Source organism: Streptomyces sp. NPDC015171 (assembly GCF_043079545.1).
Classification (GTDB): Bacteria; Actinomycetota; Actinomycetes; order Streptomycetales; family Streptomycetaceae; genus Streptomyces.
The window spans coordinates 326739-347785 of record NZ_JBIBUO010000007.1 but is presented as its reverse complement, the minus strand read 5'-3'; the positions used below and the strand labels follow the sequence as shown (position 1 = coordinate 347785).

26 protein-coding genes are annotated in these 21047 nt (G+C 69.9%); 13 read left to right on the top strand and 13 right to left on the bottom strand.

Features of this window, described 5'->3' with window-relative positions:
• Positions 1 to 35: 35 nt before the first annotated feature.
• Positions 36 to 1094: a hypothetical protein gene (locus tag ACF073_RS21705; protein ID WP_392072299.1), complete on the bottom strand. Its 1059-nt coding sequence runs from the start codon at positions 1092 to 1094 to the stop codon at positions 36 to 38.
• Positions 1095 to 1109: 15 nt separating this feature from the next.
• Entirely contained in the window at positions 1110 to 1640 is a 531-nt protein-coding gene (locus ACF073_RS21700; RefSeq protein ID WP_392072297.1) for a hypothetical protein, read from the bottom strand.
• 73 nt (positions 1641 to 1713) lie between these two features.
• Between ACF073_RS21700 and ACF073_RS21695 the strand changes: the two genes are divergently transcribed.
• Together ACF073_RS21695 and ACF073_RS21690 are read left to right on the top strand one after the other, a co-directional pair.
• Positions 1714 to 2106, top strand: coding sequence for a DUF3592 domain-containing protein (locus tag ACF073_RS21695; protein WP_392072295.1), 393 nt, complete (start codon positions 1714 to 1716; stop codon positions 2104 to 2106).
• Positions 2107 to 2228: 122 nt separating this feature from the next.
• On the top strand, positions 2229 to 2681 hold the full coding sequence (locus ACF073_RS21690) for a hypothetical protein (protein ID WP_392072293.1): 453 nt from the start codon (positions 2229 to 2231) through the stop codon (positions 2679 to 2681).
• A gap of 4 nt (positions 2682 to 2685) precedes the next feature.
• Here the strand turns inward: ACF073_RS21690 and ACF073_RS21685 are convergent, their stop codons facing one another.
• From ACF073_RS21685 to ACF073_RS21650, 8 genes are all read right to left on the bottom strand, one after another.
• Positions 2686 to 3069, bottom strand: a complete 384-nt coding sequence (locus ACF073_RS21685) for a hypothetical protein (protein WP_392072291.1) — start codon at positions 3067 to 3069, stop codon at positions 2686 to 2688.
• 107 nt (positions 3070 to 3176) lie between these two features.
• Positions 3177 to 3827 carry a hypothetical protein gene (locus tag ACF073_RS21680; RefSeq protein ID WP_392072289.1) on the bottom strand — a complete coding sequence of 217 codons (651 nt, stop codon included), beginning with the start codon at positions 3825 to 3827 and terminating at the stop codon, positions 3177 to 3179.
• Between the two features lie 13 nt (positions 3828 to 3840).
• Positions 3841 to 4173 (bottom strand): hypothetical protein, encoded by a 333-nt coding sequence (locus ACF073_RS21675; protein WP_392072287.1) that lies wholly within the window; start codon positions 4171 to 4173, stop codon positions 3841 to 3843.
• 65 nt (positions 4174 to 4238) lie between these two features.
• On the bottom strand, positions 4239 to 4529 hold the full coding sequence (locus ACF073_RS21670) for a hypothetical protein (RefSeq protein ID WP_392072285.1): 291 nt from the start codon (positions 4527 to 4529) through the stop codon (positions 4239 to 4241).
• Positions 4530 to 4623: 94 nt separating this feature from the next.
• On the bottom strand, positions 4624 to 5202 hold the full coding sequence (locus tag ACF073_RS21665) for a phage tail protein (protein WP_392072283.1): 579 nt from the start codon (positions 5200 to 5202) through the stop codon (positions 4624 to 4626).
• Between the two features lie 111 nt (positions 5203 to 5313).
• Entirely contained in the window at positions 5314 to 5721 is a 408-nt protein-coding gene (locus ACF073_RS21660) for a hypothetical protein (RefSeq protein WP_030342365.1), read from the bottom strand.
• A gap of 221 nt (positions 5722 to 5942) precedes the next feature.
• On the bottom strand, positions 5943 to 6161 hold the full coding sequence (locus ACF073_RS21655) for a hypothetical protein (protein WP_392072281.1): 219 nt from the start codon (positions 6159 to 6161) through the stop codon (positions 5943 to 5945).
• Complete coding sequence (locus tag ACF073_RS21650; RefSeq protein WP_392072279.1) at positions 6158 to 6826, bottom strand: hypothetical protein; 669 nt, start codon at positions 6824 to 6826, stop codon at positions 6158 to 6160. Before ACF073_RS21650 ends, ACF073_RS21655 begins: the two co-directional genes overlap by 4 nt.
• 360 nt (positions 6827 to 7186) lie before the next feature.
• On the opposite strand from ACF073_RS21650, the gene ACF073_RS21645 reads away from it, so the two are divergent.
• Complete coding sequence (locus ACF073_RS21645) at positions 7187 to 7639, top strand: helix-turn-helix domain-containing protein (RefSeq protein ID WP_053708007.1); 453 nt, start codon at positions 7187 to 7189, stop codon at positions 7637 to 7639.
• A gap of 232 nt (positions 7640 to 7871) precedes the next feature.
• Positions 7872 to 8213, top strand: a complete 342-nt coding sequence (locus ACF073_RS21640; RefSeq protein ID WP_392072277.1) for an antibiotic biosynthesis monooxygenase family protein — start codon at positions 7872 to 7874, stop codon at positions 8211 to 8213.
• Positions 8214 to 8284: 71 nt separating this feature from the next.
• Here ACF073_RS21640 and ACF073_RS21635 read toward each other — a convergent pair whose 3' ends face one another.
• A complete protein-coding gene (locus tag ACF073_RS21635) occupies positions 8285 to 10567 on the bottom strand; it encodes a (Fe-S)-binding protein (protein ID WP_392072275.1) in 2283 nt (760 codons plus the stop codon).
• Between the two features lie 222 nt (positions 10568 to 10789).
• Between ACF073_RS21635 and ACF073_RS21630 the strand changes: the two genes are divergently transcribed.
• The 7 genes from ACF073_RS21630 (at position 10790) to ACF073_RS21600 (ending at position 18784) form a co-directional block, all read left to right on the top strand.
• Positions 10790 to 11815 (top strand): MraY family glycosyltransferase, encoded by a 1026-nt coding sequence (locus ACF073_RS21630; RefSeq protein ID WP_392072273.1) that lies wholly within the window; start codon positions 10790 to 10792, stop codon positions 11813 to 11815.
• A gap of 94 nt (positions 11816 to 11909) precedes the next feature.
• On the top strand, positions 11910 to 13745 hold the full coding sequence (dnaK, locus tag ACF073_RS21625) for a molecular chaperone DnaK (RefSeq protein ID WP_392072271.1): 1836 nt from the start codon (positions 11910 to 11912) through the stop codon (positions 13743 to 13745).
• Positions 13742 to 14395, top strand: a complete 654-nt coding sequence (gene grpE, locus ACF073_RS21620) for a nucleotide exchange factor GrpE (protein WP_392072268.1) — start codon at positions 13742 to 13744, stop codon at positions 14393 to 14395. The genes dnaK and grpE overlap by 4 nt, the downstream gene beginning before the upstream one ends.
• A 33-nt stretch (positions 14396 to 14428) precedes the next feature.
• Entirely contained in the window at positions 14429 to 15598 is a 1170-nt protein-coding gene (dnaJ, locus tag ACF073_RS21615) for a molecular chaperone DnaJ (RefSeq protein WP_392072267.1), read from the top strand.
• 5 nt (positions 15599 to 15603) lie between these two features.
• Entirely contained in the window at positions 15604 to 16053 is a 450-nt protein-coding gene (locus ACF073_RS21610; protein ID WP_392072265.1) for a heat shock protein transcriptional repressor HspR, read from the top strand.
• 373 nt (positions 16054 to 16426) lie between these two features.
• A complete protein-coding gene (locus ACF073_RS21605) occupies positions 16427 to 17533 on the top strand; it encodes a sugar ABC transporter substrate-binding protein (protein WP_392072263.1) in 1107 nt (368 codons plus the stop codon).
• Between the two features lie 207 nt (positions 17534 to 17740).
• Complete coding sequence (locus tag ACF073_RS21600) at positions 17741 to 18784, top strand: LuxR C-terminal-related transcriptional regulator (protein ID WP_392072261.1); 1044 nt, start codon at positions 17741 to 17743, stop codon at positions 18782 to 18784.
• A gap of 27 nt (positions 18785 to 18811) precedes the next feature.
• Here the strand turns inward: ACF073_RS21600 and ACF073_RS21595 are convergent, their stop codons facing one another.
• Positions 18812 to 19822, bottom strand: a complete 1011-nt coding sequence (locus ACF073_RS21595; protein ID WP_392072260.1) for a helix-turn-helix transcriptional regulator — start codon at positions 19820 to 19822, stop codon at positions 18812 to 18814.
• 104 nt (positions 19823 to 19926) lie between these two features.
• On the opposite strand from ACF073_RS21595, the gene ACF073_RS21590 reads away from it, so the two are divergent.
• Together ACF073_RS21590 and ACF073_RS21585 are read left to right on the top strand one after the other, a co-directional pair.
• A complete protein-coding gene (locus tag ACF073_RS21590) occupies positions 19927 to 20118 on the top strand; it encodes a hypothetical protein (RefSeq protein WP_392072258.1) in 192 nt (63 codons plus the stop codon).
• A 1-nt stretch (position 20119) separates the two neighbouring features.
• A complete protein-coding gene (locus ACF073_RS21585; RefSeq protein WP_392072256.1) occupies positions 20120 to 20455 on the top strand; it encodes a hypothetical protein in 336 nt (111 codons plus the stop codon).
• Positions 20456 to 20612: 157 nt separating this feature from the next.
• Here ACF073_RS21585 and ACF073_RS21580 read toward each other — a convergent pair whose 3' ends face one another.
• Positions 20613 to 21026, bottom strand: coding sequence for a pyridoxamine 5'-phosphate oxidase family protein (locus ACF073_RS21580; protein WP_392072254.1), 414 nt, complete (start codon positions 21024 to 21026; stop codon positions 20613 to 20615).
• Positions 21027 to 21047: the final 21 nt, after the last annotated feature.

The following is a 21047-nucleotide window of genomic DNA, read 5'->3' as shown; positions in this document are numbered from 1 at the left end:
CCGTCGACCGGAAGGCGAACTTCTGCCGGGTGGCGCTACCGCCGGGCCAGCTGCCGCTGCCCCAGGAACACGGCGCGGGCGATCTCCTGCGAGTCGACCTGGACGACGACGGGCCGGTCGGCCAGCCGTTCCACCGCGGCGGCGAGGGTGCGCAGACCGCCGCCGTGCCCGAGCATCCGCTCCAGCTTGGACAGCGGGATGACGGCCTCGTTCTCGCCGGCCTCGCCGAGCAGGGCGAGCGTGCCGCCGGGGCTGGCCTGGACGACACCGCCGGTGGCCAGGTGCGGGACCGGCACGTGCAGGCGGGGGAAGCCGAAGGAGCGGCCGCCGAACTTCGGCACCCAGTCAGGAATGTTGATGTGGATCCCGGCGAGCGCGCCGAGGAGGCCGTTCAGGGCGTTGGCGAGGCCGGTCATCGGGGCGAGCATCGCGTTGCCGAGGCCGCGCAGCAGGGGGCCGGCGTTGTGCACCAGGCCGCCCACCGCGGAACCGATGGCCTTCATGGCGTACGAGACGCCCTTCTGCAGCAGCTTGGTGATCTTGTCCATGTTGATGAACTGCGCGATGAGCGGGGTCAGCAGGGTCATCACCAGGCCGAAGGGGTTGGCGGCCATCGCCAGGTTCAGCCCCTTCTGCGCCAGCGAGGCACCCTTGAGCCCCTTGCCGAGGCCGCCCATGGACTTGCCGCCCTTGTCGGCGTTCTTCGCGGCCTTGCCGACGGACTTCTCGACGGCGTCCGACTGCTGCTTGACGTTCTTCAGCTCACCGTGGGCCCCCTTGGCGGCGGCCTTCAGCTTGTCGAAGGAGGACTTGAGCTTGTCGGTCCCGGTACGCGCCTTGCCGAGCCCGCCGTCGGCCCCGCCCGCCGCGGTCTTCATCTTGTCCAGGCCCGTGTGGGTCTGGCCCAGCGCGGACTTGAGCTTTCCGGCGGAGGTGTTGAGCCGGTCCGAGTTCCCGCGGAGCTTGTCCAGCGAGGAGCCACCGGTGGCGGCGGCGGTCTGGAGCCGCCCCACCACGGACACGGTCTGGGTAATCGAGGTACGGAACCTCGCGAGCGATCCAGAGGCACTGATCGCGCTCTGTGCCAGTGACATGGTTACTCCTTCGGGTCAGGCGATCTGGCGCGCGGCCGTACGGACGTCCGTGGTGAGTTGGATCAGGGACTTGGACAGCGCGATGGATGACTTCTGGAGGTTCCTAACGCGTTCTATGTCAATCGTCGTGATAGGGACCTGGGCTGCGTCTGGCCGCGGGCGCTTGCGCGGGATTCCCCGCTCGTCCCTTTGGTATCCCCGCTTCTCTAGCATCGAAGTGATAAACGCATCCTTGTCGAAGAAATTAGTGATGAGGAAGCCGGCCACCACTGCTCCCAGAGCGGACCAGGATGCCACTTGACTGACCTTGAAATCCTGAACGGTTTTGACAACTTCGTCGAGGCCGAAGCCGATGGTCTTCGCCCATTGCTCCAGCTGCGAGGGTTCGTCCTTCTTCTCCCCTTCCTTCTTCCCCTCCTTGTCGATTTTGACGTCCTTGAACTTCTTGTCGAGGTATTCCCGGGAGGCTATGCCGCCTCCCGACTCCAGTTGTTTCTTGATCTCCACGACTTGACTGTGCACTTCGTCGATCGAGTGCTGAGCCATGATCGCGTCTCCTTGACTGCTCGTCCGGTGGGTGATATGGAAGGGGCGGCTTATTGGTGTTGGAGGGGGCGGTATGGGCGGGCCGGCGATTCCTGTTGCCGTGATTGCGGGGTTTGTACTCTTCTTCTCGTGGGGAATCTATTGGCGGGGGCGCGCCTTGCGGACGCGGGGGATTCGTACGCGGGCGAGATGTGTGGCGACCCGGACTGAGAACGGCCGGACCAGGCTGTTGGTGCAGTTCTCCGTCAAGGAAGGGTCCAACCGGATCGAGGTGGGTGTGTTCAAGTGGCCTCCCGTCTCGGTCGGTGGCACGGTCGAGGTGATCTATGACCCGAAGGATTTGAGCAATGTCCTGATGCCCGACGATGTCGGGACCGGCCGTGTCGCGCTCCTGCTCACCATCGGCTCCAGCCTGCTGCTCCTCTTCTGCCTGCTGGCGATCGTCAGCACCTTCGTCACATGGTGATGACTTCGGCGACGGCGAGGAACATGCCCGGGAAGAGGGTGTGATCGGCACCAGACCGATCAGTGTCCTGCGGTAGATGCGGAGGGCGGTGTCGAGCAGGCTCGCGAGTTCCGCCTTATCTGGTGTTCATCACCTCGCTGCCTGGGGTGGACGCGGGTGGAAACCGCCGCCAGGAGGCCGAGTTGGGCGAGATCCTGGCGGTACTGCGGTGCCTGGTAAAGGAGTTCGGCGACGGGGGTGACGCCGTGTACACGGGGGCCGAGGTCGAACGCCGGGAGTTCGTCGCGTATGCGCATGGCTGGAAGGATGCCCTCGCCTCCCTGCCCGCACAGCTGCGCCAGTCCGAACTGACCTTGCTGGAAGGCGGAGAGGTCATTCCTTTCCTGGAGCGGCAGGGCGTGCCGGAGGAGGGGGGAGGGCGGACGCGGCGACAGCCCGGCCGACGAGGGCTCGGCCCCGGCCCGGCAGCGTCCCCGGTTCGCGCAGAAGAGTCCCCGGTCGAGGAGCCGACCGTACCGAAGGTGGAACGCGGAAGGTCCCGACGGAAGGACCGCCGGGACTTCCTCGATCACTGAGCGCTCAGGACAGGTCGTCCGAGGGGTGCGGACGCGCGGTCGGCGGACCCGACGGATGCGCGTGCGGGCCGGGCGACCGCGACGCCGGCGGCTGCGGCACCGGTGCGCTCTGTGCCGACGTCTGCGGAAACGGCAGGACCTTCGCGCCGTCCGCCGTCCGGGCCGCCGGATCCGTTCCCTCGGCCCGCCGCGCCTCGTATTCGCTCCGGTCGCGCCAGCCCTGCCCGTACGCCCGGAACTCCCGCCGCTCGATCTCCGACCGCGTGGTGACCACCAGGTCGGGAGGGAGGGGGCGACCCCGCAGGCGTTCGGCCAGCGTGCGCCGCAGCTCGCCCGTGGCCTCGACGTAGTCGATCCCGCCCGGCACCGCGCCCTCGTTCTTCGTCACTCGGCCCCATCCTCCCGCACCGCTCTCCCCGTGATCGAACACTTGAGCGATTACTCATCGAGAATACCTGACTCCGTCCTGACGCCCATCGGAAACAGGGGGACGCTTCAGGCCACTTCGTACGTGCCGCCGATCCGGATGACGTTGCCGCTCACGAAGGCCGTACCGAACACGCCCCCGCTGCCGATCTGCCCGATCCCGGAATCGGACGCCGAGGTCGGACCCCACAGCGTGTACGACGTCGCGCCCGTCGACGCCGCCGGCTGGGCGGCGAGGATCGCGCGGTTGCCGGGCACGGTCGCCACGCCGTGGAACTGTGGCAGGCCGCCCAGCGCCCCGGCCGTGACCGGCAGGCCAAGGCTGTATGAGCCGCTCCCGTACGCCGTCGTCGAGCCGAAGGTGACGAGCGCGGTGAAGTGGCACACCTTGCCCACCACCGCGTACTTACCGGTCAGCGTGCCGTTGCCGATCGCGGGCGCGGTCGTCATCGCCCTCCAGGCGGGGGTGTACGTGTTCCACGCGCCGAGCGCGATCCACGCCGAGCCCGTGTAGTAGCTGAGTGCGCCGGGCGTGGTCAGCCAGGCCACCATGCCGGCCGCCGGGGTGGTGACCGCCGCGTCCCGGTCGGCGGCGGTTGGGTACCGCAGGATCGTCCGGCCGTCCATGCCCTCGGCCAGGGACTGCAGGTGCAGGGGCAGGTTCGCGGGATCGGTGGGCTGAGGATAAGGGAGTGCGTTGAGCGGGGTGTAACTCGTCATGGATCGTTGCTCCCTACAAGAAGAACTGGGCCAGTTCGGTCGCCGTTGGGTTGCGGACCGGCGGTGGGTCCTCAGCACCGGTCGTCCGCTCGGCCGCGCCCGGCCGTGGTACCGGCTTCGGGTAGTCCAGCGGTTCGGCGTCCTCGTCCCGGTTGACCGTCGCGAACATCCAGTTGGCCTCGGCGAGTTGGTCGACAGCGGCGGCGAGGAGGTAGTCGCCGACCGTCCAGCCGGCCGCCTCGCCGTGCAGCTCCCGCAGGGTTGCGCTGTCCTGCGGCAGGTGCCTGACCAGCACCGCGAGCCGGCGTGAGGAGAGCCGTCCGCGGTGCCAGTCCAGCAGGTCCACGCCGTAGTGGCGGAGCAGGTCCGCTTCCAGGGCCTCGGCGTGCTCGTCGACCAGCTCGCCGAGGCTCAGCCTTCCCCCAGGCCGAGCCCGGTCTCCCTGCCGTACGCCTCCATGATCGCGGCGATGTCCTGCATGGTGATGTCGTGCCGGTCGAAGCGGGCGTACTGGGCGTCGCCGAGCAGCACGCGCAGCAGCCCGTCCACGTCGTTGTCGTCCAGCCGGCGCAGGGCGTGGGCGGTCTTGCGGGTCAGCTCGGTGGGGAGCGTGAAGCTGTCGCCGTCGATGGTGAACGACCAGCTGCGGCCGAGCGCCTCCAAGCGCTGGGCCCGGGCGGCGCCGACGTCGAAGCCTGCCATGGATCAACTCCGTTCGTGCGAAAGCGGATGGGGGTGCGGGCGGACCGGGACGCGGGGAGTGCGTCCCGGCCCGCCCGCCGGGGGAGGGGAAGGGTCAGGAGGCCGTGCTGTACGCCGGGTCCTTCATCAGGAAGGTGGCGAGCGGCTTGGTGTCGTCGACCGACAGGGCCGTGAAGGTGACGCCGAGCTTGATGGAGGCCGTGCGGGTCAGCGACAGCTCCTCGGTCTCGGTGACCTGGCCGCGCGGGATGACGAAGCGGTAGGTGATCGAGCTGCCGTCGGTGAACTCGATGCCCAGCGCCTTCTCGTTGAACTTCGGGGCGACGGCCAGGTCGTACTTGTAGATGCCGGAGCCGGTGGCCGTCTCGGCGAGGGTGTCGCCGCCCATGAAGAACGGCAGGGTGTCCTCGTTCAGCTGGAGCAGCTGGAACTTCACGGTCAGGTCGCGGTCCGAGTAGATGAACCGGGCCGGGGAGACGGACTGCCAGGTCTCGACCGGGTCCAGCTTGTCCTTCTTGGACAGCTTGATGCCGTCCTGCGAGGTGTAGCCGAGGTCCTTCCAGGCCGCCGCCCAGGCCGCGGCGGTGTCGGTCGGCGCGGCCGTGCCGACCGGGGCGACCAGGATGCGTCCGGTACCGGCGACACGGATCTCGTTGGCGTTGTTGCCAGCCATGCGTAACTCCTCTGAGTGGATGGTGAATTGCCCGGCACCGGGAGGTATCCGGACAGCGCGAAGGCCCTGCCGTTCACGGGAAGGCGGGCAGGGCCTGTTCGGGGGCGGCGCTCAGGCCGTGTGGATGAGCAGCCGGACCGTGGAGTAGTAGCGGTTGGCCGCCGACCGGTTCCAGTCGGGCAGCCAGCGCGGGCCGTCGGCCTCGACGACGTCGGTGACGCGCGCCGTGCCGTAGAGGGTGCCGCGCAGCGTGAGGACTGCCGAGCGGACCTTCAGGGCGAGTGTGTGCGCGGTGGTCTTGTCGGGGCCATAGACCTCGAAGTCCACCAGCGGCTGGTCGAGACGCTGGTCGTCGATCCAGGCCCCGCCGGAGCGGGAGACCAGGACGACCTGCTGGGTGCCGTCGAAACCGCCCGGTGGGACGTTGTCCACGGTGGCGGTGGCGAGTTCGGCGCGGGTCTTCAGGTAGTCGACGACGAGTCGTTCGACGTCGGGGAAGGTGACCGTCGGATCGGCCACGGGAGGGCCTCCCTTCGCGGAGGGGGTGGCTACGACGAAGCGGCGGGCCGGTGTTCGGGTCCGTTTCCGGCGCCGGGCACAGCTCCGCCGCTGCACCAACTGTGACATGTTGCGAGCGCGTGCGCAACACCGAATTTCCGGGGGAGTCGCGGCGCCGGCGGGAACGCGGATCGCCCCTTCGCGCCACAGGGTGCGAAGGGGCGATCGGACGGAAGGCGCGGTCATCCGGGACCGGGCCGCCCCCGCGCGGCCCGCTCGGCGGCGAAGACGTCCTCCAGGCGGAAGAGGTGGGCCCGGCCCTGCTTGCCGACCGCGGTCAGCCGGCCCAGCTGCACCCACTTGCGCACGGTCGCGGCCGTGACCCCCGCTTCCGCCGCGGCCGCGGGGCCGGTCATCAGGGTCGGCCCCGCGGGCACCAGCCGGCTCGGCGTAAGGCTCATCGGGAGGCCCCTTCCGCCGCCTCGGCGGCGTCGACCGCCGCGGTGATCGCGGCGGGATCCGCGCCGGACTCCCGGGCGAGTCGCTCCCACGCGGACTCCGCCCAGCTGTGCCGGTGGCCCGGGTCGTCGGCGCACGCGCACCCCGGATCCGCGCACCGGCAGCCGGGGTTGATACACAGGACGGTCCGCGCGGCGGGCAGCGCGCGCAGGGAGACCGAGTCGCACCACGGGCAGCGGCCGTCGACACGGACCATCGCCTCCGGCGTGCCGAGGGTGCGGCCGCCGCGGCGGGCCATGCGCCGGCACTCGTCCAGGACGTGGCGGGCGAGGGCGGGGTGGTCGGCGACCCGGTCCAGCAGCCCGGCGATGCGGCGCAGCCGCTCCGGCACGTCGGCGCGCGGCGCGCGACCGAGCCCCAGCTTGTCCCGTACCGCCTCCTCCAGTTCGGTCACGCCGTCGGTGATGTCCCGCAGGGCGTCGGAGACGTGGAGCCGGATCGGGGCCGCTCCCGCGCCGCCGCCGGCGCCACGGGAGCGGCCGGCCAAGAGGCCGGCTCGACCACCGCCCGGGGCCAGCTCCGCCAGCAGATCGGGGAACTGGCGGGCGAGGATGTCGATCCAGCGGGCGGCGCGTGCGGTGTCCTGACGGGCGGGGTCGAAACTCATGGAAGGGCACTCCGATCGCTTGGCGGCGGGTGTTGTCGACGGTGGGACGCTGTCGGCGGTGGGGCGGTGAGGCGCTGTCGGCGGGCGGGTCGGCACAGGAGGCCGACGGGCAGGGCGGCCGGGAAGGCCACACCGGCGGGCTTACCGGGATCACTTGTTGCGTGCGCGCACACAGTGTCCCATGTTGCGTGGGCGCGCGCAATGGAATATGACACTGCTGGCCGGTTCGGCGGACGAGGTCGACGCGCCTGTCCTTTCACGGAATCCTTACCGCTGTGCGTGCGCGCACCCACATATTTCGTGTGCGCGCGAACGCTAGAGTGGGGCGCGGGGGAAGCGAAGAACAGGGGAGCACCACAGATGAAGAGCGATGCCGAGCACATCGAGGATTTCGCCGGCTGGGTCGAAGACGTGATGCGGGCGCGCGGCTACGACATCGACAGCCCGCGTGGCGGCGGCAAGACCAAGCTCGCCGAGGACGCGGGCGTGCACCGGGCGGCCGTCACCCGGCTGCTGCAACGACAGAGCATGCCGGACCTGGACACCATGCGGGGGCTCGCCCGAGCCCTCGGCGTCCCCGTCCGGGACGTCCTGATCCGGTCCGGCAAGCTGACGGAGGAGGACCTGCCCCAGGCGCCCGCCCCGCCCGCCGTGCCGTCACCGGCCGCGGCCCTCTCCGCCGAGCAGGCGGCGGCGGCCCTGGGGATCCCGGAACACCTGCGCGCCGCGTTCGTCCAGATCACCGAGCAGCTACGGGTGGGTACGGCCGGGGTGTCGCCTGAGGGCGAGGCCGAGGAGCAGGCGCGATCCTGATGCCGGGCCGCCCCGGCCGTCGGTCCGACGGCGGCCGGGGCGGCACCGGAGCGACATCGCCGCCCACCCGCACGCGGGGCCGCCGACTGTGCCGTCCGAGGGGGAACCGGACGGCCGCGGCACCGCGGGCCGGGGATGTCGCCAGGGCCGCCGTACCCCGGCCCGCCCCTTGCCGGCGCAAGGGCCGGGAGTGCCGTGCGGCACCGGCCGCCGCATGGGACAGGATGGGTCCATGAGCGTAGTGAAGATCAACGTGCTGACCGTCCCCGCCGAGCAGCGGGAGACGCTGGAGAAGCGGTTCGCCTCGCGGGCCCACGCGGTGGAGAACTCCGACGGCTTCGAGTGGTTCGAGCTGCTGCGCCCCGTCGAGGGCACCGACCAGTACCTCGTGTACACGCGCTGGCGTGACGAGGAGTCCTTCCAGGCGTGGATGGAGGGGCCGATGAAGTCCGCGCACCAGGGCGGTGGCGAGGGCGGTGGCGAGGGCGGCGGCGAGCGGCCGAAGCCCGCGGCCTCCGGCTCCACCCTGTGGTCCTTCGACGTGGTGCAGCAGGCGGGGCCGAAGGGCGCCTGACCTGCCGCGGACACGGCGGCGCCCCCTGCCTGTGCGGGTCAGGGGGCGCCGTCGGGTCTTTCAGCGGGGGGTCACTTCACCGGCTCGGGCTCCGGCTCGCTCTCGTGCTCCGGTTCGCCGGCCGGGTCGACCGGCGTCCTGACGGAGTCGAGGAGCAGCTGGGCGACGTCCACGACCTGGATGGACTCCTTGGCCTTGCCGTCGTTCTTCTTGCCGTTGACCGAGTCGGTCAGCATGACGAGGCAGAAGGGGCAGGCCGTCGAGACGATGTCCGGGTTCAGCGAAAGGGCCTCGTCGACGCGCTCGTTGTTGATGCGCTTGCCGATCCGCTCCTCCATCCACATCCGGGCGCCGCCGGCGCCGCAGCAGAAGCCGCGCTCCTTGTGGCGGTGCATCTCCTCGTTGCGGATGCCGGGGACGCTGGCGATGATCTCGCGCGGGGGCGTGTAGATCTTGTTGTGGCGGCCCAGGTAGCACGGGTCGTGGTAGGTGATGATGCCCTCGACCGGGGTGACCGGGACCAGCTTGCCCTCGTCCACCAGGTGCTGGAGCAGCTGGGTGTGGTGGATGACCTCGTAGTCGCCGCCGAGCTGCGGGTACTCGTTGCCGAGCGTGTTGAGGCAGTGCGGGCAGGTGGCGACGATCTTCTTGGCCGACTTCGGCTTGCGGGACTCCTCGGTGACCTTGCCCTCGTCGTCCGTCTCCTCGCCGAACGCCATGTTCAGCGCCATGACGTTCTCCATGCCGAGCTCCTGGAACAGGGGCTCGTTGCCGAGGCGGCGGGCGGAGTCACCGGTGCACTTCTCGTCGCCGCCCATGATCGCGAACTTGACGCCCGCGATGTGCAGCAGCTCGGCGAAGGCCTTGGTGGTCTTCTTGGCGCGGTCCTCCAGGGCGCCGGCGCAGCCGACCCAGTACAGGTACTCGACCTCGGTGAGGTCCTCGATGTCCTTGCCGACGACCGGGATCTCGAAGTCGACCTCCTTGAGCCACTCCAGGCGCTGCTTCTTCGCCAGGCCCCAGGGGTTGCCCTTCTTCTCCAGGTTCTTGAGCATCGTGCCCGCCTCGGACGGGAACGCGGACTCGATCATCACCTGGTAGCGGCGCATGTCGACGATGTGGTCGACGTGCTCGATGTCGACCGGGCACTGCTCGACGCAGGCGCCGCAGGTGGTGCAGGACCACAGCACGTCCGGGTCGATGACGCCGTTCTCCTCGGCGGTGCCGATCAGCGGGCGCTCGGCCTCCGCGAGGGCGGCGGCGGGGACGCCCGCCAGCTGCTCCTCGGACGCCTTCTCCTCGCCCTCCATGGTCTTGCCGCCACCCGCGAGCAGGTAGGGCGCCTTGGCGTGGGCGTTGTCCCGCAGCGACATGATCAGCAGCTTGGGGGAGAGCGGCTTGCCGGTGTTCCAGGCGGGGCACTGCGACTGGCAGCGACCGCACTCGGTGCAGGTCGAGAAGTCCAGCAGGCCCTTCCAGGAGAACTGCTCGACCTGGGAGACGCCGAAGACGTCGTCGTCACCGGGGTCGGTGAAGTCGATCGGCTTGCCGCCCGAGGTCATCGGCAGCAGGGCGCCGAGCGAGGTCTCGCCCTTCGCGTTCCGCTTGAACCAGATGTTCGGGAAGGCGAGGAAGCGGTGCCAGGCCACGCCCATGTCGGTCTTCAGGGCGACCGTGATCATCCAGATGAAGGAGGTCGCGATCTTCAGGCCGGCGAAGAAGTAGGTGAGGTTCTGGAGCGTGGAGACGTCCATGCCCCGCAGCCAGGAGACCACCGGGTAGGAGATGAAGAAGGAGGCGTCGTACGAATCCACGTGGTGCTGGGCGCCCTCCAGCGCGTGCAGCATGAAGATGCAGACGCCGACGATCAGGATGACCGTCTCGACGAAGTACGCCTGGCCGAAGTTGGAGCCGGCGAAGCGGGACTTGCGGCCCGGCTTGTTCGGCTTGCTCAGCTGGCGGATGACGATGAGGACGAGGATGCCGAGGACCGTCATCGTGCCGATGAACTCGACGAAGACGTTGTACGGCGCCCACTCGCCGATGACCGGCAGCAGCCAGTCCGCCTGGAACAGCTGCCCGATCGCGTTCACGATCGTCAGCAGCAGGGAGAAGAAGCCCACCGCCACGAACCAGTGCGCCACGCCGACGATGCCCCAGCGGTTCATCCGGGTGTGGCCGAGGAACTCCCGGGCCACGGTGATGGTGCGCTGTGCGGGGTCGTCGGTCCGGGTGCCGGCCGGCACCGGCTGGCCCAGCCGCATGAAGTTGAAGATCTGCAGGAGGGCGCGGCCGAACAGTGCCACGCCGACCACGATCAGGACCAGCGACACGATGATCGCGGCGAGTTGCATTGGGGCTCCTGGGGCGGCCTCGGTCTGACTAGCTGACTGAGCTGGGCGACATTACTAAGCGGTAACTTATGCAGTCCGTCTGAGACTACCCCCATCTTCCTTCGGGATGCAGCCGGGTGCGGGGTGATCTGGGTCGCTGAGGGTTACCTCCGTTGTCGCTCCGCAGGCAATCCGATCGTGTTATTCGTACCCATTTGATACTTTCGCCCCTACCTTAGAGCCGTGCTCTACGGGATTGCAGCCGCCACCGCCGCCCTCCTCCTCACCGCCGTGCTCGCGGCGGCGCTCCGGCTGCCCGCCCTGAGAGCCGGAATCCTCGACCGGCGCCGGCAGCGGCCCCTGCCGCTGCTCGGCGGTCTCGCCGTCGTGGCCGTCACCTGTCTGGTCGCCGGGGTCGGGGAGTGGACCCGGGTCGCCCCGCTCGGGCAGGGGGTGGGCCGGCTGCTGGTGGCCGCCGTCGTGGTGGCGGGCCTCGGCCTGGTGGCCGACGTGTGGCGGCTGCGCCCGCGCGTGCTCGTCACCGGTACGGCCCTCGCGGCGGTCTGCGTGGTCCCGTACGACGAGACGGGCGTGCCCGGCGGGCTGCTGGCCATCGGCTGGATCGTCGTCGCCACCCTCGCCTTCAAGGGGCTCGACCACGCCGACGGGCTGGCCGGGACGGTCGGGGTGGTCACCGCCTTCGGCGCGGGGGCCTGTGCCGCCGCCGAGGTGATGGACGGGCTCGCCGTCCTGCTGAGCGTGGTCGCCGCCGCCCTCACCGGCTTCCTGATGCACAACTGGCATCCCGCGCGGGTCGGCCTCGGCGCCTGCGGATCGCTGTTCACCGGGTTCGTGCTGTCCTCCGCGGTCGTCTTCACGCGCGCGGGGTACGACATCGGGCCGAGCGCGGCGGTGGTGTTCTGCCTCGGTGCCGTGGCCGCGGCCGACGCCCTGCTCGTGGTCGCCGTCCGCGGGCTGGCCCGGCGTCCGCTGCTCAGACGGGGCCCGGACCATCTCGCGCACCGGCTGCGGCGGCTCGGGCTCACCCCGCAGGGGTCGGTCGTGGTGCTGGGGGCCGCGTCCTTCGCCTCGGTGGCGGTGGGGGTGCTGGTGCACGCGGGATGGGCCGGGAAGGGGGCCGCGCTCTGGGTGGCCGGTGCGGTGGTCCTCGTGGTTCTGGTGCTCGTCCTCCTTCGAAACTCTGTCCAGCACTCCCGCCATATGACATCTACGCAGGTCAGCGGCCACTTGCGCGTAAGGAACGGATAAGACTTGAGTCTAGACGACTCATGTCTGTTGACCGGGCGGATCTCCTCGGGCACACTTGAGCCTGTTCCACTCAAGTCAGCTGGAGGAATCAACCATGGCACGTGCGGTCGGCATCGACCTGGGCACGACTAACTCCGTCGTCAGCGTTCTGGAGGGCGGCGAGCCCACCGTCATCACCAACGCCGAGGGCGCCAGGACCACGCCGTCCGTCGTCGCCTTCGCCAAGAACGGCGAAGTGCTCGTCGGCGAGGTCGCCAAGCGCCAGGCGGTCACGAACGTGGACCGGACCATCCGCTCGGTCAAGCGCCACATGGGCACGGACTGGAAGATCGAGCTCGACGGGAAGCAGTTCAACCCGCAGCAGATGAGCGCCTTCATCCTGCAGAAGCTCAAGCGGGACGCCGAGGCCTACCTGGGCGAGAAGGTCACGGACGCGGTCATCACCGTCCCGGCCTACTTCAACGACTCCGAGCGCCAGGCGACGAAGGAGGCCGGCGAGATCGCCGGTCTGAACGTCCTGCGCATCGTGAACGAGCCCACCGCGGCGGCGCTCGCCTACGGCCTGGACAAGGACGACCAGACGATCCTCGTCTTCGACCTCGGCGGCGGCACCTTCGACGTGTCCCTGCTGGAGATCGGCGACGGCGTCGTCGAGGTGAAGGCCACCAACGGTGACAACCACCTCGGTGGTGACGACTGGGACCAGCGCGTCGTCGACTACCTGGTCAAGCAGTTCCAGTCCGGCCACGGCGTGGACCTGTCCAAGGACAAGATGGCCCTCCAGCGCCTCCGCGAGGCCGCCGAGAAGGCCAAGATCGAGCTGTCCTCCTCCACCGAGACCTCGATCAACCTGCCCTACATCACCGCGTCCGCCGAGGGCCCGCTGCACCTGGACGAGAAGCTGACGCGCGCTCAGTTCCAGCAGCTGACCGCGGACCTGCTGGAGCGTTGCAAGACGCCGTTCCACAACGTCATCAAGGACGCCGGTATCGCCCTGGGCGAGATCGACCACGTCGTCCTCGTCGGCGGCTCCACCCGCATGCCCGCCGTCGCCGAGCTCGTCAAGGAGCTGACCGGCGGCAAGGACGCCAACAAGGGCGTGAACCCGGACGAGGTCGTCGCCATCGGCGCCGCGCTCCAGGCCGGTGTCCTCAAGGGCGAGGTCAAGGACGTCCTGCTGCTCGACGTCACCCCGCTGTCCCTCGGTATCGAGACCAAGGGCGGCATCATGACCAAGCTGATCGAGCGCAACACCACGATCCCGACGAAGCGCTCCGAGATCTTCACGACGGCCGAGGACAACCAGCCGTCGGTGCAGATCCAGGTCTACCAGGGCGAGCGCGAGATCGCGGCGTACAACAAGAAGCTCGGGATGTTCGAGCTGACCGGTCTGCCGCCGGCCCCGCGCGGTGTCCCGCAGATCGAGGTCGCCTTCGACATCGACGCCAACGGCATCATGCACGTGACCGCGAAGGACCTGGGCACGGGCAAGGAGCAGAAGATGACCGTCACCGGCGGCTCCTCGCTGCCGAAGGACGAGGTCGACCGCATGCGCGAGGAGGCCGAGCGCTACGCGGAGGAGGACCACAAGCGCCGCGAGGCCGCCGAGTCCCGCAACCAGGGCGAGCAGCTCGTCTACCAGACCGAGAAGTTCCTCAAGGACAACGAGGACAAGGTCCCGGGCGAGATCAAGACCGAGGTCGAGGCCGCCGTCGCCGAGCTGAAGGAGAAGCTCAAGGGCGAGGACACCGCCGAGATCCGCACCGCCACCGAGAAGGTCGCCGCCGTCTCGCAGAAGCTGGGCCAGGCCATGTACGCCGACGCCCAGTCCGCCCAGGCCGCGGCCGGCGACGCCGAGGCGCCCAAGGCCGATGACGATGTCGTCGACGCCGAGATCGTGGACGACGAGCGCAAGGACGGTGCCGCGTGACGGAGGAGACCCCGGGCTTCGAGGAGAAGCCCGACGTCCCCTCCGGCGCGACCCCCGATGACGCCGAGCCGAAGGCCGCTCCCGAAGAGGGGGCGGCCCCGGCCGGGGACGTAAGTGCAGACGCGGGCCTGGTGGCCCAGCTGGACCAGGTGCGCACGGCGCTGAACGAGCGCACGCTGGACCTCCAGCGGCTCCAGGCCGAGTACCAGAACTACCGCCGCCGCGTCGAGCGCGACCGGGTCGCGGTCCGGGAGATCGCCATCGCGAACCTCCTGACCGAGCTCCTGCCCGTGCTCGACGACATCGGGCGCGCGCGGGAGCACGGCGAACTGGTCGGCGGCTTCAAGTCGGTGGCCGAGTCGCTGGAGACCGTGGCGGCCAAGATGGGCCTGCAGCAGTTCGGCAAGGAGGGCGAGCCCTTCGACCCGACGATCCACGAGGCCCTGATGCACTCGTACGCGCCGGACGTCACCGAGACGACCTGCGTGGCGATCCTGCAGCCCGGGTACCGCATCGGCGAGCGCACCATCCGCCCCGCGCGGGTGGCCGTCGCCGAACCGCAGCCCGGCGCGCAGACCGCCAAGGCCGAGGGTGCCGAAGAGGACACGCCGGCCGACGACAAGGAGAACGGTGGCCCGGAGGAGGGCTGACGTAGACACCGAGCGGAAGGAGGGACGTCGGGGATGAGCACCAAGGACTTCATCGAGAAGGACTACTACAAGGTCCTCGGCGTCCCCAAGGACGCCACCGAGGCCGAGATCAAGAAGGCGTACCGGAAGCTCGCCCGCGAGTTCCACCCGGACGCCAACAAGGGCAACACCAAGGCCGAGGAGCGCTTCAAGGAGATCTCCGAGGCGAACGACATCCTCGGCGACCCCAAGAAGCGCAAGGAGTACGACGAGGCGCGCGCGCTGTTCGGCAACGGAGGCTTCCGCCCCGGACCGGGCGCGGCCGGCGGCAACTTCAACTTCGACCTGGGCGACCTCTTCGGAGGCAACGCCCAGTCCGGAGGCTTCGGCGGCGGAATCGGTGACGTCTTCGGGGGCCTGTTCAACCGCGGCGGTCCCGCCGCGGGCACACGTACCCAGCCCCGGCGCGGCCAGGACGTCGAGTCCGAGGTCACGCTGAGCTTCACGGAGGCCATCGAGGGCGCCACGGTGCCCCTGCGGATGTCCTCCCAGGCGCCCTGCAAGGCATGTTCGGGCACCGGCGACAAGAACGGCACACCGCGTGTGTGCCCGACCTGTGTCGGCACCGGCCAGGTCGCGCGGGGTTCGGGCGGCGGCTTCTCGCTCACCGACCCCTGCCCCGACTGCAAGGGCCGCGGCCTGATCGCCGAGCACCCCTGTCTGGAGTGCAAGGGCAGCGGGCGCGCGAAGTCGTCCCGGACCATGCAGGTCCGCATCCCCGCCGGGGTGACCGACGGCCAGCGCATCCGGCTGCGCGGCAAGGGCGCACCCGGCGAGCGGGGCGGCCCGGCAGGCGACCTGTACGTGGTCGTCCACGTCGGGGAGCACCCGGTGTTCGGGCGCAAGGACGACAACCTCACCGTCACCGTGCCGGTGACGTTCGCCGAGGCGGCGCTCGGCGGCGAGGTGCGCGTGCCCACGCTCGGCGGCCCCGCCGTCACCCTGAAGCTCCCGCCCGGCACCCCGAACGGCCGGACCATGCGGGCGCGCGGCAAGGGCGCGGTCCGCAAGGACGGCACCCGCGGCGATCTGCTGATCACCGTGGAGGTGCGTGTCCCGCAGGACCTGTCGGGGAAGGCTCGTGACGCGCTGGAGGCGTATCGCGAGGCGACCGCGGACGAGGATCCGCGGGCGGAGCTGTTCGAGGCCGCGAAGGGAGCTTGAGGGTGATGGACGGCCGTCGGCGTAATCCGTATGAACTGACCGAGGAGACCCCGGTCTACGTCATCTCGGTGGCGGCCCAGCTCTCCGGACTCCACCCGCAGACGCTGCGCCAGTACGACCGCCTCGGCCTGGTCTCCCCGGACCGCACCGCGGGCCGGGGCCGCCGCTACTCGGCCCGTGACATCGAGCTGCTCCGCCAGGTGCAGGCGCTGTCGCAGGACGAGGGCATCAACCTGGCCGGCATCAAGCGGATCATCGAACTGGAGAACCAGGTCGCCGCGCTCCAGTCCCGGGTCGCCGAGATGGAGGCGGCCCTGGACGGCGCGGCGGCGGCGATGCAGCAGCGCGAGGCCGCCGTGCACGCCTCCTACCGGCGCGACCTGGTCCCGTACCAGGAGGTCCAGCAGACCAGCGCCCTGGTGGTGTGGCGGCCCAAGCGGAGGCAGCAGGACTGAGCACAACGGCAGCACGGCCAAGGGGCCGGCGGGAGTGATCCCGCCGGCCCCTTAGCCGTACGCGCGGTGGCTGGGATTGTTCGGTCCTCTGATCGAGTCGGAGCGCGGCCGGGGCCACCGGCGAGCACGGCTCGCACCCTGCGGGCGTGACTGCCCGGATCTTGGCAAAACCATGAACTTCCTCTGGATGGAGGGTCCGTAAAGGCCCTTTGAAGGGGGATTCGCGTGGCCTTCACAGATACAGCTGTGCGTGGTGTTGCGCACTCGTTAAGTGATTCTTCTTGACGGCGGGTACGCCATCCGCGTTGTCTTTTCAGACACCTGGGTCGTATAGCAGCACCCACGTCCGGAACGCACCTGAAGTGAGCACCGCATGCGTCGTATCGTCCTGTCCGTGGCCGCGTCCACGATGACCCTCTCGCTCGCCGGCTGCGGTGTGCTGAACGCGGCGGGGGACGGCGCGAGCGCGAGCCCGACCAAGGGCAACGACATCACCGTGGGCCTGTTGCTGCCCGAGAAGGCCAACACCCGCTACGCGAAGTTCGACTACCCCATCATCAGGGACAAGGTCGCCGAACTCACCCGCAAGCGGGGCAAGGTCGAGTACGCCAACGCCGACGCGAGCGCCACCCGGCAGGCCGAGCAGCTGCAGAACATGATCGACAGCAAGGTCGACGTCATCCTGCTCGACGCGGTGGACGCGCACGCCGTCGCCGACGGGGTGAAGAAGGCCAAGGACGCGGGCATTCCGGTCATCGCCTACGACCGGCTCGCCGAGGGTCCGATCGACGCGTACATCTCCTTCGACAACGAACTCGTCGGCGAGGTGCAGGGCCGCTCCCTGCTGTCGGCCCTGGGGTCGGGCGTGGACACCTCGGACAAGATCGTCATGATGAACGGCTCGCCCACCGACCCGAACGCCAAGCAGTTCAAGGAGGGCGCGCTCTCCGAGCTGAACGGCAAGGTGACGATCGCGGCGAGCTTCGACACCGAGGGCTGGAAGCCGGAGAACGCCCAGGCCAACATGGCCAAGGCGATCACCGAGATCGGCAAGAGCAACATCGCCGGTGTCTACGCCGCCAACGACGGCATGGCCGGCGGCGTCATCGACGCCCTGAAGGCGGCCGGCGTCACCGCGCTGCCCCCGATCACCGGCCAGGACGCCGAACTGGACGCGGTGCAGCGGATCGTGGCCGGCGAGCAGTACATGAGCGTGTACAAGTCCTACCCGGACGAGGCCGAGGCCGCCGCGCAGATCGCCGTCACCAAGATCCAGGGCAAGGACATCCAGTTCGACGCCCTCACCCAGGACCGGGTGGACAGCCCCACCGCCAAGGACATCCCGTCCAAGCTGGTCCAGGTGACGGCGCTGACCAAGAACACCGTCAAGGACACCGTCGTCGCGGACGACATCTACTCCGTCGGCGACATCTGCACCGCCAAGTACAAGGCGGCCTGCGCGGCCATCGGCCTGAAGTAGGCCCGGCGGACCTGGGAAAGCGCTGCCCGGGCGGCGCCTGTGCCGACGCCTCCGACTTCCTGCGAGGTGAAGGACGGACCGTCGCCGAAACCCGGGCATACCGGGGGTTTTCCAGTGTCACCCTCAAGTGAGCCGTGTTGCGGACCCGGTCGGCGCCGCGCATAGTTGCGCTGCGGAAGTGGCAGCACACCGGGGGTGGAATGGGCGATGGCCGGGCGCGGGGCGGAGGAGCATCCTCACGGTGCCGACCGGCTGTGCGAGGCCGGGGACCGGGTGTATTCCCGTGCCGTCCGCCGGGGCCGGGTGCCGCGCACGGACGCAGGTCCGGTGCCCTGCCTGCTGGAGCTGGCCCTGCTGCACCCGGATCCCGACGACATGGACTGGCTGGTGCCGACCTCCCCGCAGGAGGTCATGACCCGGCTGCTGCGCGGGGTCTACGACGAGGTCAGCGAGAGCCAGCGGCGGGTGGGCTCGGCGGTGGCCGCCTTCGAGTGGTACGCGGGCCTCGGACGGCAGCTGAACGCGCTGGCGGCACCGGCCGAGGGCAGCGCCATCCGGGTCCTGGACGGGCTCTCCCGCATCCAGGCCGCGATGGACGAGGCGACCGAGGCGTGCACCACCGAGGTGCTCACCGTGCAGCCCGGCGGCATCCGCCGGGAGGCTGAGCTGACGGAGGGGCTGCACCGGGCCCTCGCGCTGCGCGGCCGGGGCGTGCGCATGCGCGACCTGTACACGCATGTGGCCCGGCACGGCCAGGGCCTGCTCAACTACCTGGAGCTGATGGGCGACACGGTGGAGGCCCGCACCCTGGACGAGGTCATCGACCGGCTGATCCTCTTCGACCGCACGGTGGCCTTCATCCCCGCCAACGCCGACCGCACGATGGCCCTCGAACTGCGCCACCCGGCCCTGGTCGAGTATCTGGTGACGGTCTTCGAGCGCCTGTGGCGCCTGGCGATCCCGCTCACCGCGCCCCTGCCCGACACGGGCATCGAGGGCATCTCGCACCGCGAGCAGTCCATCGCCGCGCTGCTCGCCGAGGGCCACCAGGACGCGGTGATCGCCGAGCGGCTCGGCATCAGCGTGCGCACCTGCCGGGCCCATATCGCCCGCCTGTCGGAGACGCTGGGCGCGGCCAGCCGTACCCAGCTGGGCGTCCGCATCGCCCAGGTCGGCCTGGACGGGCACCGGCCGCCCCCGCCGACCGCGGCGCTCGCCGGCCCGGAGCAGGAGCCCCCCGCGGTGCGCTGAGCGCCGTACGGCCCCGCGCCGGGCCGGTCAGTGCTCCCGGTCGAGGATGCCGGACTGGGCGATGAGATAGCCGAGCTGGGCGCGGCTGCCGCTGCCCAGCGCCTGGGCCAGCCGGGCGATATGGGCCCGGCAGGTGCGGACGTTCATACCGAGGCGGCGGGCGATGGCCTCGTCGACGTGGCCCTCCACCAGGAGCTTGGCGATGGAGTGCTGGATGTCGGTGATGCCGTCGGGGGCGGTCTCGTAGGGGCTGCCGGCGCGCAGCGGGACCGCGCGGCTCCACATGAACTCGAAGACCTTGATCAGGTACGACACGAGACCGGGGTGGCGCAGTTCGAGGGCGACCTGCCGGTCGTCCCTTATGGGGATGAAGGCGACGGTCTCGTCGCAGATGATGAGGCGCTCGACGAGTTCGTCGATGGTGCGGTACTCGGCCTTGCCGTTGGAGAACTGGTCGACGTAGGCCAGTCGTTCGGGGATGTACCGCGCCGTGTGCTGGTACAGCGTGCGGATGCGGATGCCGCGCTCGATCAGCGTCCGGTCGCGCTCCAGGCCCTCGATGACCCTGCGCTGGGGGTGCCGGACGCTCGGCTGGACGGTGAGCACCTCGTTGCGGCACTGGTCCGTGGCCAGGTCGAGGGCGCCGTTGATGCGGTCGAGCCCTTCCAGCACGGTGATCGAGTGGGTGGGGGCGGCGCCCTGGGCGGTGAGCGAGAGGAAGGGTTCGAAGATGTCGGCGATCTCCATGGAGGTGCGCCTGCGCTCGGAGATCTCGCGCTCCAGCGGGTTCAGACGCTGGGCCATGGCCACCGTGGGGGGAACCGGGCGCAGCCAGTCCGCGTCATCGGGATCGGCGTGCAGGAGCGCGAACTCCATCAGGCAGGGAGCGGCCTCCGCGTCCGCGCGGGCGAGGCGCCCGGTGCGCAGCGCGTTGGCGTAGAGACGCCTTCCTTCCTCGCACAGTTCGGTGAGGGTGTGGGGATGTGTCGCGTCTGTCGGATTTGTAGTCAAATCTCCACCCCCCAGGGTCCTGAACATGCAGGAACATGATGCACTGATTGTGTGGTCATGGAGTGCCTGAATGAGCCATCGTCTAATCCGACGGGGGAAGAGGGGACCTTCAAGTGAGGACGAAGCCGACTATGCGTAAGACAATGCTTCGCTCGGCGCTTGTCGCCGCCTTCTCAGCCGTTGCGGCCTTCGGCATGCTGAATGGCCTCTCCACTGCGAAGGACGATGCACGGGCGGGCGACACCCAGTGGTCGATCGTGCGGGCCGGCGGGGCTGGCGACGGCGACGTGGTGGCCACCCCCGACGACACGCAATGGTCCTGACATGACGACGCCTCCGGACGACCGCTCGTTCCGTCGGGAAATGGCCACCGCGTACCGATCGGGCTGGCACTTCATCGACCTGGTCACCGCCATCCCCCACAGCGGTGACTCGTTGATGGTGACGGTGTTCGGCGAGCCGGTCGTCGTGACACGGGACGAGGAAGACGACGTACGGGCGTACCGGTGCCTGCGCAAGCCGCGCGGGGCGCCGCAGCCGGTGCGATGTGCCATCCGGTACGGAATGATCTTTGTGAACCTGGACCAGCGGGACCATCGGCTGTCCGAGCCGACGGATTCCGATCTGAGGACCATCTCGGCCACCCCCCGCAGTGCCTGACGCGATTCCCCCGTCGTAACAGATCGCTCAGGTGCTTCCCCCCGCAGCGGCGTCACCGTGACCTGAACACGGTGACGCCGCTGCAGTTTCCGGGGATATTTCGGAGTATGGGGGTACTCCACGGTGGCTGGAAACCGGTGTGAATCAGCCGGGCCCGTCATCCGTTCCCCAGCGCCCTGCGCACCTCGATCTCGATCACCACACGGGCGGGATTCGGCCGCGGCCACCGCTCGTACCGCTCGGCGTACCGCCGCTCCGCCTCGGCCACCCGCTCCGGCTCGGTCCGCACCCGCGCCCGCCCCTCCAGCGTGGCCCAGCGCCGCCCGTCCACCTGGCACACCGCGACCGGGGCGCCCTCGGCGCCCGCCGCCGCCACGTGCCGGGCCTTCGTGCTCGTCCCGCTGGTGATCACCCGGGCCAGCCGGGCCCCGGCGTCGTACGTCACCCCCACCGGCACCACATGCGGGCTGCCGTCCGCGCGCAGGGTCGTCAGGGTGCACAGATGCCGCTCGCGCCAGAACGCGAGGAAGGGTTCGCCGGGGGACGCCGGGTCCACGGAATGCCTCGTCATGCCCGCAACCTAGCGCCGGAA